This is a genomic window from Betaproteobacteria bacterium, from assembly GCA_009377585.1.
Taxonomy (GTDB): Bacteria; Pseudomonadota; Gammaproteobacteria; order Burkholderiales; family WYBJ01; genus WYBJ01.
The window spans coordinates 1-16,828 of record WHTS01000024.1 but is presented as its reverse complement, the minus strand read 5'-3'; the positions used below and the strand labels follow the sequence as shown (position 1 = coordinate 16,828).

The window sequence follows — 16,828 nt, the reverse complement described above, 5'->3', positions numbered from 1 at the left end:
CGCGAGCAGGCGAGCCGAGCGCTTGCCCGATGCCCAGTCGCGATCGGTCCGCGCCCATCGTGACCCGCCCGATTCAGCAGGCCGTTCTGTTCGCCGACGTGAGCGGCAGCACTCGCCTGTACGAACGCCTCGGGGATCGTCTGGCGCTGGCGCTGATCGAGCGTTGCGTGGACGTCATGCAGCAGGCAACCCGCCGCTACCAGGGCTCGGTGGTCAAGACCATCGGCGACGAGGTGATGGCGGTGTTCGCCGACGCGGTCGTCGCCTGTCGCGCCGCGGCCGAAATGCACATTATGATGTTGAGCTATCAGGGCCGCGAGTACCGCGTGGACGACGATCATCCCACTCTGTCGCTCGGTCGCGATGTCCGCGCCGACATTGCCCTGCAGGACAAGCTCGCCTCGCGCAATCATTGCCGGATCGAAAAGACGCGCGACAAGTTCACGTTCTTCGATTTCAGCTCGAATGGCTCCTACGTCCGTATCGGCGAGGGCGAAGAGCTGCTGGTGCGGCGCGAATCGATCGCGCTGCGCGACAGCGGCGCCATCTGTTTCGGCCGCCCCGTGGACGAGGAGCCGGCTGCAGCCGTTCGCTTCGAGGTGGTCGTGAAAGGCTGATCGCGCCGGCCGCGACGGCAAAAAAACCGTGTCTTACCGTGGCCATTGACGGCAGCTCGAGGATCAACCGCGCTTGAGCGCTTCCCGGCGCCTTTCGATGATGGCCTTGACCTCCGGTCCGCCCAGCCTCGCGGCCTCGTTGTACCAGCGGGTCGCCTCGATCACGTCGCGGTTGTTGATGTAGTAGTCGCCCAGCTCGAGCGCAGCCTGCGCGTTTCCCGCGCGTGCGGCTTGCGTCAGGGCCCGGATTCCTTCGCGCGTCTTGCCTTCGGCCATGAGCGCTCTTGCGAGCTTGTAGCGCTCGGGCCCGGATACCTGCGCCTGTTGTTCGCGTTTCTGGCGCTCCGCATCTGCCTGCTTCTCGGCTTCCTGCTGCTTCTGTTTCTGCAACTCGCTCTGGCGCTGTTTTTCCTGACGCTGGCGTTCGGCTTCGGCCTGACGCTGGCGTTCGGCTTCGGCCTGGCGCTGGCGTTCGGCTTCGGCGCGCTGCCTTTCCGCTTCGGCCTGACGCTGGCGTTCGAGCTCCGCCTGGCGCTGGCGTTCGAGCTCCGCCTGGCGCTGGCGTTCCTGATCCTGGCGTTTCTTTTCCAGCTCGGCCTGGCGTTGTTTTTCGAGCTCCTGCTTTTTCTTCTCCGCTTCGGCTAGGCGCTGTCTTTCGAGCTCTTGTTTCTTCTTTTCCGCATCGGTTTGGCGCTGCTTCGCCTGTTCTACCGTCTTCTTCCGCTCCGTCTCGGCCCGAGCCTGGTTTGCCGCCTCGGCCTGCTTCTGCTGCTCGAGATCTGCCTGTTTCTGCTTGTCCAGCTCGGCCTGCTGTCGTTGCGCTTCCTCGGCTTGACGTTGCTTCGTCAGTTGCTGCTCCGTGTCGGGCTGTGCCTCGGTCTCGCGTGCGCCCGGGGCCTGCGTCGTGGTCTGCGGGCTCGTCGATGTCGTCGTGTCCGGTGCCGACGCCAGCCATACGCCCCCGCCGATGGCAACCGCCAGCGCGGCGCCGATCATTGCGGCCAGCGGAATTTTCCTGCTCGCGGGTGCGGGTAGCGGTTCGCGGGCCGCCGGCCGTTCCGGCGCGACCGCGGGTTGCACACGAGGCGTTGTCGCGGGCTCAGCGACCGTTTCGGCGACCGGCTCGGTAACCGAAGCGCGCACTGGCCGTGTGAGGCCGCCGACGGGCGAAGTCAGGCCCGTGGCGAGATCCATCGCGACCGTGGCGTCGTGATCGTTGCGAGCCGAGTCGCTTCGCTCTGTCGCTGGCGCGGCGATGGGGCTGGGCGCTTCCGGCCGCTCCGCCGTCGTCCCGGAGGGTTTCGGGGTGGCTTCCTTTTGCGGGCGTTCGCGCTCGGCTTCATCGCGCTGCTTGCGCTCGCCGGCCTCGCGCTTGGCGCGTGCCTGCTCGTGCTTGCGCGCACGCGCTTCCTCGGCAATGCGCCGGGCATTGTCCTCGGCTTCCTTGCGGGCGCGCTCGTCGGCTTCCTTGCGCGTCCGGGCCTCGGTGGAGGCGCGTTCCTCGGCTTCGCGCTTGGTCTTGGCCTCGGCTTCCTGTGCCGCACGTTGTTCCGCCTCGCGCTTCGCCTTCGCTTCGGCCTCCCGGCGTGCGCGCTCTTCCGCATCACGCCGTGCGTGCTCCTCGGTCTCGCGCCGTTCGCGTTGCTCGGCTTCGCGCTTTGCCTTGGCCTCGGCTTCCTGTCGTGCGCGTTGCTCGGTGTCGAGGCGCTGCCGTTCCTGCTCCTCGCGCTGCTTCTTCTCCTCGGTCTCGCGCCTGGCCTTCGCTTCGGCTTCCTGCTGCGCGCGCTCGTCGGCTTCGCGCTTCGCCTGCGCTTCGGCTTCGCGCCTGCGCCGTTCCTCCAGCTCGCGGCGCGCCTTCTCTTCGGCTTCGCGCCGTTTCTGCTCGTCGGCCTGACGGCGCGCCTGGGCTTCGGCCTCCTTGCGCGCCCGCTCCTGCTCGGCGAGGCGCGCCTTCTCTTCGGCCTCGCGGCGTGCGGCCGCTTCGGCTTCGGCGCGAGCACGCTCGGCGGCTTCCTGGCGTGCGCGCTCCTCGGCTTCCTTGTTCGCTTTTGCTTCGGCTTCCAGCCGCTTGCGTTCCTGCTGCTGCTTGCGCAGCTGGTCGGCTTCCGCGTTCGCGCGCTCTTCTGCTTCGCGCCGCAGCCGGTTACCCGATTCGGTGTTCGGCGCGATGCGGATCTTGCTCGGCTGGTGAACGACGGTCGTTTCAGGTTGGAAGGGCTGCGCCTCGGCCTGCAGCCGTGTCATCCGGCGGCGAGCAAGCGCAGCGAAGCGGCTCGCCGGGAATGCCTGCAGGAACGCGTCGAAATCCGACAGCTCGCTGCTGTCCTTGATCTCGCGCCAGAACTCGAGCTCGGCCTGCAGCGAAATGTCGGATGCGGTTGCGCTGGTGTCCGTGGTCTTGCGGGGCGCTTCGGCCGGCGTCGGCGCTAGGTTGCCGATATCGGCCGGGAGCGCCTTTGCGTCGAGCACGAGGTCGAGCGCCTGCTCGCCGGTCGCAGCCTTGCGCAGCGCTTCGGCGAACGCCCCGGCCGTGTCAAATCGATCCTCGGCCCGCTTCGCCAGCGCCTTGCCCACCACCAGGTCGAGCGTGCGCGGAATGGAGAAATTGATCTCCGAGGGCGGAATGGGATCCTGCTTGAGAATCTGCTGGATGATCGTGTAGCCGCCGCCGGTGAACGGCCGTTCGCCGGTGAGAAACTGGTACGCCATGACGCCGGCGGAAAACACGTCGGAGCGGCCGTCGACCGGCAGGCCCTGGTGCTGCTCGGGCGACATGTAGGCCGGCGTTCCGATGCGGGTTCCGACTTGGGTCATCATCGACGATTCGATGCGCGCGACACCGAAGTCCGCCACTTTGACGCGGCCTTCGTCGGTGATCATGATGTTCGCCGGCTTGATGTCGCGGTGAACGACGCCGTTGCGATGCGCATGATCGAGCGCATCGAGCACGTCGCACATGATGCGAACGGTCTGGGCGAGGTCGAAGCGCTGGTCGGACTCGAAGAACTTGCGCAGCTCCTTGCCCTTGATGTACTCCATCGCGATGAAGGCAAGACCCAGTTCCTCGCCGTAGTCGTAGATGGAGACGATGCCGGGGTGGCTGAGCCGTCCGGCGGCCTGGGCTTCGCGCTTGAACCGGCCGAGCAGCTCGACGGCCTCGTCCGGGTCCATGGTGTCTTTCGCGATCGTCTTGATCGCGACCCGGCGCTCGATCATCGGATCGAAACCGTCATACACGATCCCCATCGCACCTTTTCCGAGCGTGCCACGGATCTCGTATTTGCCGAGTTTCTTGAGGGCTTCTGCTGCCACCGAGGATCGTTGTTAGGGGTTCAAGCGCTGCCGGGACGAGCGCAGTCCTGACACACGGCAAGATTTGTGCCGTCCGCGTCGGGATTATTTTGTGCCCGAAGCCTTATGTCAATCGTCCAAAACAATGACAAAGAAGGACTTATCGGCGTTTTGCGGGCCGGCTTTACGGCCCGGCGAGCGCCGCTGCCCCGGGAAGCGGGGCGGCCGACGACAAGAAGCCTCGCGGCGCCGGAAGTTCGTCGACCGCCGCAGCCGAGACCTGCGCGGCCGCCCTCGGATGCCTGTAGTTGCGGTGGTACTATGCGACGGTGTCCGGCAATAGCCGGACGACAATACCAAGGGGGACCATGACCGGGGCACGCATCCACGCCCGCGCTGCGCCGCCGCCCGCCGTTCCGGCCGGTATGCCTGGCCGTCGCATCGAATAGGGCGAGCCATGGCCGGCGACGGTTCGCATCCCGATCGTCTGCACGCGGCCGAGGCGCCTCATGCTGCGCCTCTCGACGGCCAGCCCGAGATGGTTTGCCGTTTCCGCTTCGACGGAACGATTCTTTTCGTCAACGGCGCTTACGCGCGGGCCCGCGGCAGCACGCCCGAGGCGATGGCAGGGCGCAACTTCTGGGATTTCATCGCGGAAGACGATCGCGCATCGGTGCGCTCGATGCTGGAGGGCCTGACGCCGGAGCTGCCCGAGGCTCGCATCGAAAACCGGTTTCACACCGCAGACGGCGATCGCTGGACCTTGTGGGCGAACCGCGCGTTGAAGTTCGACCCGCGCGGGGGTCTGCTCGAAGCCCAGTCCACCGGCATCGACATCACCGAGCGCAAGCGGGCGGAGGAAGCACTGGCGGTGAGCGCGCGGCGCATGGGTGCACTGTACCAGCTGACCGACCGGATGCAGCACGCGGGGCTGCTCGGCGAGATCTACGAGGCCGCACTCGACGCCTTGGTGCAGGCGCTCGGCTGCGACCGGGCCGCGATCCTGCTTTTCGACGCATCCGGCGTGATGCGCTTCGTCGCCTGGCGTGGGTTGTCGCAGACACATCGGAACGCCGTCGAACGCTACGCTACCGGTCGCCTCGACGACCCCGATGCAACGCGCCCCTTCGGTCTTGCCGGGCTTGCGCAGGCCGAGCTGTCGCAGGACCTGCTCGCTGCGCTTGCCGCGGAAGGCATACGGGCTGGCGCTTGCGTTCCGCTGGTGAGCGAGGAGCGGCTCATCGGCAAGCTGATGGTCTTCTTCGACGCTGTGCACGCGCTCGCCGACGACGAATTTGGCGTCGCGCTGACCATCGGCAATCAGGTCGCATTCGGTTTGCAGCGCCTTCGGGCAGAAAGCGAACGGCGCGATGCCGAGAAGCGCCTGCGGGCGAGCGAGCAGGAGCTGTCGGACTTTTTCGAGACCGCTGCGATCGGCCTGCACTGGGTCGGGTCGGACGGCACCATCCTGCGCGCCAACCAGGCCGAGCTCGCCATGCTGGGCTATGCGCACGAAGAATATGTCGGCCGGCATATCGCGGAGTTCCATGTCGATCGCGTGATCATCGACGATATGCTCGCCTGCCTGCGCCGGGGCGAGGCCGTGCGCGATCGCGCCTCGCAGATGCGGCACAAGGACGGCTCGATCCGGGACGTGCTGATCAATTCGAGCGTGCTGTTCGAGAACGGCGAGTTCGTCCATACGCGTTGCTTCACGCTCGACATCACCGAGCGCACGCGCTCGGCGCAGGCGCTGGCCGAGAGCGAGCGCAGCCTCCGGCTCGTGTCCGACAACGTGCCTGCCCTCATCAGCTACATCGACAAGGACCATCACTATCGCTTCGTCAACGCACGTTACCGCGACTGGCTCGACATCGACCAGGATTCGCTGTCCAACATCCACATGCGCGACATGCTGGGCGGGGAGATCTACGAGGGACGCCTGCCGTATGTCGAACGGGTACTCAAAGGCGAAACCGTGCGCTTCGAAAGCGTCACGCCGCATCGGGCGTCCGGATATCGCGCGACCGACGTGAGCTACGTGCCGCACATCGACCGTAACGGCGTGGTGCAGGGTTTCTATGTCCTCGGCTTCGACATCACCGATCGCAAGCGCACCGAGGAGGCATTGAAGGAAACCGACCGGCGCAAGGACGAGTTTCTCGCCACGCTTTCGCACGAGCTGCGCAATCCGCTCGCGCCGCTGAAGAACTCGCTGCATCTGCTGCGCCTGCTGTCGAGCCCCGACGCGCGGACGAGCGCGGTGCACGAGATGATGGAGCGCCAGGTGAACCACCTGGTGCGGCTCGTGGACGATCTGCTGGAGATGTCGCGCATCAGCCGTGGCGTGCTGGAGCTGCGTCCGGAGCGGGTGGACCTGAGCGCCATCGTGCGCAATGCGGTCGAAACCAGCCAGCCGTTGATCGAGCGCGCGGGGCATCGCCTCGAGCTGACGCTGCCGCAACGCACCTTGTGGCTCGACGGTGATCCGGTTCGCCTGGCGCAAATACTTTCCAACCTGCTCAACAACGCGGCCAAGTACACCCCTGCCGGCGGGCGCATTGCCTTGCACGCCTGGGAGGACGTCGCCGAGATCGTCATCGTCGTCAAGGACAATGGCATCGGCATCGCGCCCGAGGCTCTAGTGCGCATCTTCGAGATGTTCAGCCGCGGCGAACACACCGACGAGCCGGGCGATTCGAGCTTAGGGATCGGCTTGCCGCTCGCGCGGCGGCTGGCCGAAATGCATGGCGGTTCGATCGAGGCGCGAAGCGAAGGCCGCGGCCAGGGCGCCGAGTTCCTGCTGCGCCTGCCGCTCGCCGCCGAGCAGCAACCCGGTGCGGCGGCCGAGCGGCCCGACGAGGTCTGTGCGGCGAAGAAGCGCGTGCTGGTGGTCGACGACAATCGCGATGCCGCCAGCAGTCTCGGCATGCTGCTCGAAGTCCTGGGCGCGCAGGTGAGCGTGGTGCACAGCGGCCCGGATGCGCTGGAGGCGTTCGCGCGCTTCGCGCCCTCGCTCGTGCTGCTCGACATCGGTATGCCGGAGATGGACGGCTACGAAGTCGCGCGCCGCATTCGAGGTTCGTTTCCCGAGCGCCGCGCCTCGATCGTGGCGCTCACCGGATGGGGACAGGAGGAAGACCGGCGCCGGGCGAGCGCCGCCGGCTTCGATCATCACCTGACCAAGCCTGCCGACATCGAGGACCTGCAGCGGCTGCTCGCCTCGGACGATGCCACGGGTAATAATGCCGATGCTGCCACGCAGTACCGCATGTCGATCGCGTCCCGCCGCCCTGAGCGGAAAACCTGAGAGGAGAAAAGCCATGCCGTTCTATCAGCTCGACGAATTGGAGAAGAAGCCCTCGCGGACCAACGGCAAGGTCGAGTCGGGGGCCGTTCCCGGGGAGTTCATGAAATTCGGGATCGTCACCAAGCCCGAGGGCGAAGGCCCGCCCCTGCACGAGCATCCCAACGAGGAGCAGTTCACCGTCGTCCTTTCGGGCGAGATGCATTTCGTGCTCGGTGACGAAGACCGGGTGGTCGGGCCCGGGACGCTGGTTCACATCCCGCGCAATACGCGCCACCGCTCGCGCCCGGTGAACGGGCCGGCGACGTTCATCACCGTGAAAAGCCCGTGCGGGGATGGGGACCTGACGCAGGATTACAAGATGCGCCCGGAGGCGAAGGAGATCGAAGCTTTGTATCCGGGCAAGCGGTGAGGTTCTGATCGCTTTCTTTCAGCCGCTGCGGGTCGCAAGAGAGTGAGAATTCGAACGAGGCGAAGCGCCTCAACGTCTCGCAGCGAACCTGGAACCACTACTTGAGCTCGACCTCGATGAACGAGAACTCATAGGCATTGCTGTTCACCACATTGTGAGCAACCCCGGCGAGGCGTGCATAGGACACGCCTGCCTCGAGCTCAACCTCGCGGGTACCGTTCGGTTCCACGAGCCGGAGTGTACCGGTAGTCATGGGTACGACCACGTAATCATGGGCATGAACGTGGTACTCGGTCTCGGCACCTGGCGCAAAGCGCCACTCTGTGACAATGACGCGTTCATTGTCGATCTGGACCGTGGGGATTGCCTTCATGGTCTCTTGGTCAGTTGCCGTGTGCGTGCTGCTAAACGGTGCGCATCACCTGCCCGACGACAGCACGCGAAGTGCGCCCTGTCCTGGCACTCTTCCATTCTTGATGCCGGAGCCAGCAAACAGCAACGTGCAATGGCGCTCCTGCCCATGAACTGCCCCTTGCGTTCGATCGCCCCGGTGATAGTGGCATTGCGCGCACGCGCCGGCAAGCTGCGGGCTAGCGTCGCGGCGTTCGTACCGGACGGCGGTTGCATCGCCGGACCCGGGTGGAACGACGGTTGCGAATGGTTCCGCATAGGGTATCAAGGAGGTATCGTCATGTTGAGCGAAAAGAAGGTCGCCATCCTGGTGGCCGAGGGTTTCGAGCAGGCGGAAATGACCGAACCGCGCAAAGCCCTGGAGGCGGCGGGCGCACACACCGAGATTGTTTCCCCGGCCCAGGGTCACGTGCAAGGTTGGAACCATTTCGACAAGGCGGATCGATTCCGCGTCGATGTTCCGATCGATGCCGCGTATGCGGACGACTACGATGCGCTGCTGCTGCCGGGTGGCGTTGCCAATCCCGACCAGTTGCGCACCAATCCCAAGGCGGTGCAATTCGTCAAACGCTTCGTCGAGAGCGGCAAGCCCGTGGGTGTCATCTGCCACGGACCGTGGACGTTGATCGAAGCCGGGGTGCTGAAAGGCCGTACGATCACCTCGTGGCCCTCGCTCAAGACCGATTTGACGAACGCCGGCGCTTCGTGGGTCGACCAGGAAGTGGTGGTGGACAAGGGCCTGGTTTCCAGCCGCAAGCCGGACGACATCCCGGCGTTCAGCCGCAAGCTCATCGAGGAGATCGACGAGGGCCAGCATCGGCGCGGGAAACAGGTGGCCTGACCATGCGCATCCGGCGCATGCTCGCAGTGCTCGGCATCGCGGTTGCGTTGGGCGCGCCGACAGCGTTCGGGGCGGAAGGCGGTCAGCCCCGCGGCTCGGTGCCGCCGGGGGCGAGTAAAGACGGAAGCCGTCCCAACGAAGGCGCGATCAAGGGCGGCTCGATCGAGCGGAAGAAAGATGCCGATCGCGCGCCCGAGGCCAGCCCGGATATCGAACGCTGTCGCGATCTCGAAGGCACGCTGCGCAGCCAGTGCGTCGCCGATGCGCGCAAGAACGAGCGCTCCGATCCGGGACGAAGCAAGAATCCTTGATTCCGCTACGTGGCTCGGCCGGGCGTAGGGCCTGCTCCGGTGCTCGGGGTGGGGGATTGCGGGGGAATCAAGCGAAGCCAGGCAACGCGTCCTATCAGGGAAGCGGAAGCATGGCCGCTACAGGCCCGCAACGAACTCCTCGATCAGCGCGTTGACCCGGGCCGGGTCTTCGGTGGGCGGAAAATGCCCGACCCCGGAGAGCTTGACGTAGCGCGAGCCGGCCACGGCCTGGTGGATTTCCAGCTCGTACTCCGGCGGCTGCCCCGGGTCGTCCAGGCCACGCAGGAGAAGCAGTTTCGGCTTCAGCGACGCGACGCGATCGCCCACGTCGAACGCGTCGATGGTCTTGAGATCGTGGTATTGCGACAAGGGCCCCACCTGGCGATGGCGCTCCATCAGTCGCTCGCGCAAACCCGGCTCGACGAATTTCATGGCGTGACGCTGGAATGCGATCCATTCCTCGTACACGGCCGGGTCTTCGAGCGCACGCAGGCGCAGCTCGTAGGTTCCGGGCTTGCGGACCTTCGGCCGTGCGGCGACGGTCATGATCACGAGCCCTGCGACTTCGTCGGGATAGTCGAGCCCGTACTGCAGTGCGATGGAGGCGCCGAGCGTATAGCCGACGAGGACGAGATTCTTGTTGAGGCCCTGGGCCCATAGCCACCCGCGCACCCACTCGGTATAGCGGGCAACATCGGGGCAACGTGTGCCTTCCAGGTGTCCGGGCAAACTGGGCGCGACGCTGCCCTTGAAGTGCTGCAACTGATGGGTGTAGGCGTCGGCGCATGCACCGGCGCCCGGTCCATGAATAAAAACGAGTTGTGCCATTCGATCCTCCCTTTTTTACTGCCAGCACCCGGCATTGGGCGCCTCCAATCCGGGCACGCCACGTGCATAACACGCATCCACTGCCCAAAAGTCAGCTACCAAAGGTTGTACAAGAAAAGGGTGCGCGATCCGATGCGACACCCGCGCAGTTTCAGGTTGCGGCGGTGCTCTTGCCGTTCGCCGCCTGAAACCGGCGCGAACGCCCGCGGTAGCCTTTCCTAGCCTGCCAGCGCCTCCCCTTGCTGGCTTGCCAGCGTCTCCTTTGGCTGGCTTGCCCGCGTCTGTTTCGGCCGCACTCCCTGCTGCTCCAGCACCGACTGCAGCACTTCGTAGTAGTGCCAGCCGTTGATGCGCGTGCGGCCGAGAAAAATCGTCGGCGTATTCATGATGCCGATGCGGCGCGCGCCGTTGACTGCATCGAGCGCCCGCTCGAGATACTCGCCGCCTTCGAGCGCTGCCTTCATCTCGGCCGGCTCGATGCCAACGCGCTCGCCCGCCGCCACCAGGGTGTCCTGCTCGGCGATGTCGGCGTCCTGCGTCCACATCAGATCGTACAGCGCGGTCTTGAACTCCAGATCGAGGCCGCAATCGTAGGCGAGCTCCAGGGCCTCGAACGCACGGAAGCTGTACTGGCGCTTCTCCGGAAAACGAATGCGCGGATACTGCTCGGGGGCCATCTCCTGGATCCAGGCCTTCAGGCGCTCGCGCTTGGCCTGCGCTTCCGGCGTTTTCTCGCGCGGCGCGCCCTCGAGCGGCGTTTCGGGATGCAGCCAATGCGGCCGCCACAGCGGTTTCAGGTCGTACTCGCGCGCGAGCCGGTCGATCTGATCGACGGCAAGATAGCTGTACGGACAGACGAAATCCGCGAACACCACCACGCGAAAACCTGCATCCGCTTGCACGTTCTCCGTCATTTCGCGTCTCCTTCCGAAATGGTGAAATCGCCTTCAGCCACTTGCCACGTCACTTCCCCGCTCCCTCCGAGCCAGGGGTGAGGATGGTCGATGTCCAGCCGTCAAATCGCCCGCGCCATGGCCTCCGCCGCTTCTACCGCCATCGCCTCGTCGGTGATGCCGCCTTCGAGGGCATCGCGATCGAAGGTCAGGAATGCCACGCATGCGCCGGCGGGGCCGGTGACGAGCGGCTCGGCCTCGTCCTCGCCGCAGCTATAGCGCAGTCCCGGGGCGCCGATCTCTTGCGCTTGCATGATAACCGAACCGTCCAGAACGACCTCGTAGCGGCCATAGGGCGCAGGCGGCATGCCGAGCTGGGCGTGTGCCGGTGCGCGCACCACCACCGCCGCCGGGCCAAACCCAGGCGGCATGAGGTGCAGGAAGGAACCGCTTTCGGCCTGCGGCAAGGGCAGCCACTCCTGTTCGGATGCCAGCGCGGCGAACAAGCGGCCGCGCAGGTTGATGCGACGGCGCGCATCGAGGTTCACCATCGAAATGATGCCGCCGGCCTTGGGATGCAGCACGAGCATGTCGTGGCCTCCGGACACGGCGAACGGCCCATAGGGCACGTTGTGATCGGTGTAGTGGATGGCGAGCGCTTCCAGGTGCTTCACGCCGCGCGGAAAATCCATCGCTCCGTGGAGCAGCAGCTGGAATTGCGCGGTCAGATGCATGTGGGCGTACACGGAGGGGCAGTCGTCGAAGCGGAACCGGAGCGCTTCCGGTCCGCCGTCCTCACCGGGGAGCAGAACCTGGCAGGCGAAGGTGATGCCTTCGGTTTCGCCGCGCTTCCAGGGCGCCTTGGCGGCATCGACGACGTAGCACGCTGGCATGACGGGTCTGCGGCGAGATTGCGCAGCCAGTTAGCGTCCCGCCGCCGGCGGCTCGAAGCGCACGGCAATCGCGGCCGAGGCGATGACGATCTCGTCGTGAGCGCCTTCCTGCGGCACGTCGAGCCCGCCCTTCACCGCCCTGACGCTGACTTGTCCGCGCGGAAGGGACTTCTTCACGGCCTCGAGGTCGACCTTGTCCGGCTGCTGGACGCCGATCGTGACCTCCACCTGGATCGCGTTCCGATCCAATCCGAGCGAGCCGACGAAGGCGAGCGACGAGTGGTGCAGGGCATCCTGCACGGCGCGCAGCGCCGCCGTGGTGTAGTTGCTGCCGTGCAGGTCGTTGCCGGTGCCGAGCTCGAGGATTGCGCGCTTGAGTGCCATGGCGGTCTGCTCCTCAGATGTCCAGCCGGACGATGGCGGCGGCGCTGGCGATCACGGTGGAGCCGGTGCCTGCGTCGTTCGGGATCTCCAGGCCGCCTTCGATCACGTGCACGGTGCCGGTGCCGTGCGGCAGGACGGCCAGGATCTGTTTCTTGTCCACCTGCTCGGGCTTCGGCACGCCGATGTGAATTTCCACCTGCATCGAGTCGGTCGGCTTGCCGAGCGCATCCGCGATGCCGAGCGAGTTGTGCCACAGCGCATCGCGCAGCGCCCGCACCGCCGCCTTGGTGTAGTCGGCGCCGCGGATGTCGGTGCCCATGCCGATCTCGATCGCCACGCGCTTCATTGTCATCACCGTCGCCCCATCACCGTTGCCTGATTCGGTTCTTGCCCGAGTTCGTGCCCGTATCATGCCACAGGGCTCGCGCGGGGAGGGAAATTGGGACGCACACGGAGGGAAATTGGGACGCACACAATTTTCTTTCGCTGGCGGTTACGGTACACACACACCGTGAAAATTGTGTGCGTCCCAATTTCCCCACCAATTTCCCAATTTCCGCGGCTGCCGGGGTCGCTGGGCTAAACTCCGTAGTCGATGCAAACCGAGCTTTTCACCGCGACGCCGCCGTTGCCCGAAAGTAAACGCCGGCAGCACAGCATCGCGCCGGCGCAAGAGCTGCGCTATTCGATTACCTTGCGAACGGCCAGGCGCGTTCGTGGTTAAGCTCGAGCGCGGCTTCTACGACCGCGACACGATCCAGGTCGCGCAGGAGCTGCTCGGGAAATTGCTCGTGCGGGTGATCGATGGAGCCGAACGGATCGGGCGCATCGTCGAGGTCGAAGCCTACCTGGGACCGCACGACCTCGCGGCGCACTCGGCGCGAGGGCTCACGCCGCGAACCCGGGTGATGTTCGGTCCGCCCGGTCACGCCTACGTGTATCTGATCTATGGCGTCTATCACTGCATGAACGTGGTGACGCAGGCCGAAGGCACTGCGTCGGCCGTGCTGTTGCGCGCGCTGGAACCCGTTCGCAATGTCTGCGCACGTACTCAGGGTCCGGGCCTGCTGTGCCGGGCGCTGGAGATCGACAAGCGCCTGAACGGTCACGACCTGCTGAGCGAGGACTTCTTCGTCGCAGCCGACGGGCCGGCACCGCGTTTCTCCATCGCAAGGCGCCCTCGCATCGGCGTGGACTATGCCGGCTTGTGGGCGCGCCGGCTGCTGCGCTTCTATATCCGGGGCAATCCGTATGTTTCGCGTAAATGAGGAGGTGCAGTCTCGGAGGAGGGGCGGCGCAAGAGTACCTTGAACAAAATGGACATACTGATTTTCCCTGGCTTCGCAGTTAACGGCCAATGAGCCTGCAATAATTCAGGCACGTGAAATAGGGACGCACACAATTTCCGCAAGTTATGTGTGTTCCCCGGAAATTGTGTGCGTCCCTATTACAGGAGAGGCTCGATGAAACTCGGTTACTTCACCATGCCCATGCACCCGCAGGGGCGCAGTCCGACCGAGACCCTGCAAGAGGACCGGCAATCGATCATCCTGGCCGACAAGCTGGGTTTCCACGACGCCTTCGTCGGCGAGCACCTGACCGAGAAGACCGAGAACATCGTGAGCAGCATGCTGTTCCTGGCAACGCTCATCAGCGACACCAGGAACATCAAGCTCGCCACCGGCACCAGCAACCTGTCGCAATGGCACCCGGTCATGATCGCCTCGCACGCCGCGATGTTCGACCATCTCGCCAAAGGCCGCTTCGTCTTCGGCATCAGCGCGGGCGCGCTGCGGTGCGACGCCGAGGCGCTCGGCACGCTGAACGAGAATCGGCAGAAGATGTTCGAGGATTGCATCGAGGTCGTCCTCGAGCTGTGGAAAGGCGAGTATCCGTACAACATCGACATCCCGGGCAATCGCTACAAGGTGACCACGGCCACGCAGAGCAACCTGGAGATCGGCCGCGGGTTCCTTTACAAACCGTATCAGAAGCCTCGGCCCGAGATCGTCGGCACGGTGGTCGCGCCGTTTTCCAAGGGCGTGATCGCGATGGGCGAGAAGGACTTCCATCCGCTGTCGGCCAACTTTCTGCTCTCGAAGTGGCTGCCCAGCCACTGGCAGAACTACAGCGAGGGCAAGCGCAAGGCGGGGCAGGTCGCCGATCCCGCTGATTGGCGCATCGCGCGCACGATCTTCGTCGCAGACGACGAAACGACCGCGCGCCGCTACGCGATCGAGGATCCAAGAAGCCCGTATCGCTTCTACTGGAAGATGATGTACACCAAGATGCTGCTGGGCGGGCGTCATGCCGTGTTCAAGTCTCATCGGGAGCAGCCCGACTCGGAGCTCACGGAAGACTACGTGCTCGACAACCTGGTGATCCACGGCACTGTCGACCAGGTGGTGGACCAGATCCTGGCGTTGCGCGAGGAAGTCGGGGATTTCGGCGAGCTGGTCTACGCCGGCATGGACTGGGTCGATCCCCAGCTCACCACGCGCTCGATGGAGCTCATGGCCAACGAAGTCATGCCGCGCGTGAATGCGGCGATAGAAAAATCGAGCCCGCGCGCCCACGCCACGGCCTGAACGACTGCAACCGAAGGAGGCAGGAGAAGGCATCATGCGTAAACTCACCGCATTTTTCATCGCGGGGACGCTGCTCACCCTGTGCGGCCCGGTCTGGTCCGCGCAATCGGACGCGTACCCCGTTCGGCCGATCCGTCTGGTAATCGCCAACATGTCCGGCTCGGCGCCCGATACGGTCGGGCGTCTGATCGGCCATGGGCTGAGCGAGCTCTGGGGCCAGCAGGTGGTCGTCGACAACCGCCCGGGCGCGACCGGTCTGATCGCCGCCGACGTGGTGGCGCGCGCAGCGCCCGACGGCTATACGCTGTGGCTGCCGACCATGACGCAGCTCATCGCCACGCTGAAGGCGCAAAAGCACATGCTGGTGCGCGACTTCGCTCCCGTGAGCCTGGTGGCGTCGACGCCGTTCGTGATCGTCGTCGGCTCCCAGGTTCCGGTGAAGACGTTGCCGGAATGGATCGCCTACGCCAAGGCGCGGCCGGGGAAGCTCAGCTACGGCTCCTCCGGCATGTGGGGGTCGTCGCACCTGTGCATGCACACGATCAACGAGCTCGCCGGCATCGACGTCGTCCATGTCCCGTACAAGGGCAGCGTAACGATCCTGAACGACATCGTCGCCAGCCGCATCCAGGTGTACTGCCCGGCGGCGCCGTCGCTGCCCGCGTTCACGCAGAACGGCCGCGTCAAGATGCTGGCCGTGACCTACACCAAGCCGACCAAGCTGGTACCCGACGTGCCGCCGGTGGCCGAAACCCTGCCCGGGTTCGAGCTGCTCGGCTGGTACGGTCTGCAGGCTCCGGCCGGGACGCCCGCGCATGTCGTTGCGAAGATCCATGCCGGCCTGGCGAAGGTGTTGCACAAGCCGGAGCTCGCGCAGAAGCTACTGGCGGTCGGCGCCGAGGCGGTCGGGACCTCGCCCAAGGAATTCACGACCTTCCTCCAGGAGGAGACCAAGCGCTGGGAGAAGGTTTTGCGCCAGGGCGGCGTGATCCTGGGCGCGCAATCGAACTAGGATTCTCTCCAGGCGCGAGCGTAGCCTGCGGAATCGAAGTCTGGCACGGCGCGTGAAAGGCGGCGCATGAGACTACCGGGCGAGGGGCCCCACTTGTGGGGATCGACCGCAAGTCGAACTGCGGCCGAGCCGCTAGAGGCTTGGCGGTTGATCATCCTTGCGGGTTCGGAGGCGGCCACCATCGTTCGATGATGGAGAGCGCCATGGGCACGAAGGCAAAGGGCAGGAAGCAGGCGCCGGTGAAGGAGCCGCCGGAGAAGCGTCCGCCGGTGAAGGAGCCGGGCCGCAAGCCGGCGCCTGCGAAGGCGAAATAAGCGCGTCATTCCCGCGCAGGCGGGAATCCAGGGAGGCGAAGCTGTACGTGGCGAGCGTGGTCTTCGCGTCCGCCCAGCTACGAGTGCGCGGCGACTGACACCAGCCGTTTCGGCCGCTTCGTTCCGCGCGTGCGAGAGAGCAGGAACAACACGATCGCCACGTTCAGCAGATTCCACGCGGTGCCGTTGAGGAACGCGGCGCGATACGAGCCGGTCATGTCGAAGATTGCTCCGGACATCCAGCCGCCGAGCGCCATGCCGTAGAGCGAGCACATGAGCACCGTGCCGACCCGGGTGCCGGCCTCCTTGGGGTCGAAGTGCTCGCGAACGATCAGCGCATAGCTCGGCACGATGCCGCCCTGGAACAGGCCGAACATCCCGGCGATGATGTAGAGCGATGCCAGGCCGTCGGCGACGAGAAAGCCGAGCAGCGCGATCCCCTGCAGCACCGAGCCGAGCAGCAGCGTCTTCAAGCCGCCGATGCGATCCGAGATCCAGCCCGAGATGAGGCGGCTCGCGATGCCCATGCCGAGCATGAGCGAAAGCATCTCAGCGCCGCGAGCCGCGCCGAATCCGAGGTCGCCGCAATAGGCGACGATGTGCACCTGGGGCATCGACATCGCCACGCAGCAGGCGACACCGGCGATGCCCAGCAGCGATTGCAGCGCGCCGGGCGACATACCGAGCGGGCGGCTGAAATGGCTTGGCGCCGGCGTGACGGCGGCG

General features: G+C 65.6%; 16 protein-coding genes. 8 read left to right on the top strand and 8 right to left on the bottom strand.

The window, feature by feature from the left end:
* Positions 1-29 precede the first annotated feature (29 nt).
* Positions 30-617 carry an FHA domain-containing protein gene (locus GEV05_10370; protein ID MPZ43791.1) on the top strand — a complete coding sequence of 196 codons (588 nt, stop codon included), beginning with the start codon at positions 30-32 and terminating at the stop codon, positions 615-617.
* Positions 618-680: 63 nt separating this feature from the next.
* On the opposite strand, the gene GEV05_10365 is transcribed toward GEV05_10370, so the two are convergent.
* Positions 681-3,863, bottom strand: a complete 3,183-nt coding sequence (locus GEV05_10365) for a protein kinase (GenBank protein MPZ43790.1) — start codon at positions 3,861-3,863, stop codon at positions 681-683.
* 502 nt (positions 3,864-4,365) lie between these two features.
* On the opposite strand from GEV05_10365, the gene GEV05_10360 reads away from it, so the two are divergent.
* Together GEV05_10360 and GEV05_10355 are read left to right on the top strand one after the other, a co-directional pair.
* Positions 4,366-7,218, top strand: a complete 2,853-nt coding sequence (locus GEV05_10360; GenBank protein ID MPZ43789.1) for a PAS domain S-box protein — start codon at positions 4,366-4,368, stop codon at positions 7,216-7,218.
* On the top strand, positions 7,139-7,627 hold the full coding sequence (locus GEV05_10355) for a cupin domain-containing protein (protein MPZ43788.1): 489 nt from the start codon (positions 7,139-7,141) through the stop codon (positions 7,625-7,627). The genes GEV05_10360 and GEV05_10355 overlap by 80 nt, the downstream gene beginning before the upstream one ends.
* Before the next feature lie 97 nt (positions 7,628-7,724).
* Here the strand turns inward: GEV05_10355 and GEV05_10350 are convergent, their stop codons facing one another.
* Positions 7,725-8,000, bottom strand: coding sequence for a cupin (locus GEV05_10350; protein MPZ43787.1), 276 nt, complete (start codon positions 7,998-8,000; stop codon positions 7,725-7,727).
* A 318-nt stretch (positions 8,001-8,318) separates the two neighbouring features.
* Here GEV05_10350 and GEV05_10345 point away from each other — a divergent pair, with 318 nt between their 5' ends.
* Both GEV05_10345 and GEV05_10340 read left to right on the top strand, forming a co-directional pair.
* The gene (locus GEV05_10345; GenBank protein ID MPZ43786.1) at positions 8,319-8,879 is read left to right on the top strand and encodes a DJ-1/PfpI/YhbO family deglycase/protease; all 561 of its coding nucleotides are present in this window, start codon (positions 8,319-8,321) and stop codon (positions 8,877-8,879) included.
* Positions 8,880-8,881: 2 nt separating this feature from the next.
* Complete coding sequence (locus tag GEV05_10340) at positions 8,882-9,190, top strand: hypothetical protein (protein ID MPZ43785.1); 309 nt, start codon at positions 8,882-8,884, stop codon at positions 9,188-9,190.
* A gap of 117 nt (positions 9,191-9,307) precedes the next feature.
* On the opposite strand, the gene GEV05_10335 is transcribed toward GEV05_10340, so the two are convergent.
* The 5 genes from GEV05_10335 to GEV05_10315 all read right to left on the bottom strand — a co-directional run bounded on the left by GEV05_10335 (position 9,308) and on the right by GEV05_10315 (position 12,540).
* Positions 9,308-10,018: an alpha/beta fold hydrolase gene (locus GEV05_10335; GenBank protein ID MPZ43784.1), complete on the bottom strand. Its 711-nt coding sequence runs from the start codon at positions 10,016-10,018 to the stop codon at positions 9,308-9,310.
* A 218-nt stretch (positions 10,019-10,236) separates the two neighbouring features.
* Positions 10,237-10,932, bottom strand: a complete 696-nt coding sequence (locus GEV05_10330) for a thioredoxin domain-containing protein (protein ID MPZ43783.1) — start codon at positions 10,930-10,932, stop codon at positions 10,237-10,239.
* Between the two features lie 101 nt (positions 10,933-11,033).
* A complete protein-coding gene (locus tag GEV05_10325; GenBank protein ID MPZ43782.1) occupies positions 11,034-11,804 on the bottom strand; it encodes a hypothetical protein in 771 nt (256 codons plus the stop codon).
* A 30-nt stretch (positions 11,805-11,834) separates the two neighbouring features.
* Complete coding sequence (locus GEV05_10320) at positions 11,835-12,188, bottom strand: hypothetical protein (protein MPZ43781.1); 354 nt, start codon at positions 12,186-12,188, stop codon at positions 11,835-11,837.
* Positions 12,189-12,201: 13 nt separating this feature from the next.
* Positions 12,202-12,540 (bottom strand): hypothetical protein, encoded by a 339-nt coding sequence (locus GEV05_10315; protein MPZ43780.1) that lies wholly within the window; start codon positions 12,538-12,540, stop codon positions 12,202-12,204.
* A 364-nt stretch (positions 12,541-12,904) separates the two neighbouring features.
* On the opposite strand from GEV05_10315, the gene GEV05_10310 reads away from it, so the two are divergent.
* From GEV05_10310 to GEV05_10300, 3 genes are all read left to right on the top strand, one after another.
* Positions 12,905-13,456: a DNA-3-methyladenine glycosylase gene (locus GEV05_10310; GenBank protein ID MPZ43779.1), complete on the top strand. Its 552-nt coding sequence runs from the start codon at positions 12,905-12,907 to the stop codon at positions 13,454-13,456.
* A gap of 195 nt (positions 13,457-13,651) precedes the next feature.
* Positions 13,652-14,776: an LLM class flavin-dependent oxidoreductase gene (locus GEV05_10305; protein MPZ43778.1), complete on the top strand. Its 1,125-nt coding sequence runs from the start codon at positions 13,652-13,654 to the stop codon at positions 14,774-14,776.
* A 34-nt stretch (positions 14,777-14,810) separates the two neighbouring features.
* On the top strand, positions 14,811-15,788 hold the full coding sequence (locus GEV05_10300) for a tripartite tricarboxylate transporter substrate binding protein (GenBank protein MPZ43777.1): 978 nt from the start codon (positions 14,811-14,813) through the stop codon (positions 15,786-15,788).
* Positions 15,789-16,179: 391 nt separating this feature from the next.
* Here GEV05_10300 and GEV05_10295 read toward each other — a convergent pair.
* Positions 16,180-16,828, bottom strand: a 649-nt coding sequence (locus GEV05_10295; protein MPZ43776.1) for an MFS transporter, incomplete at its 5' end; no start/stop codon positions are given.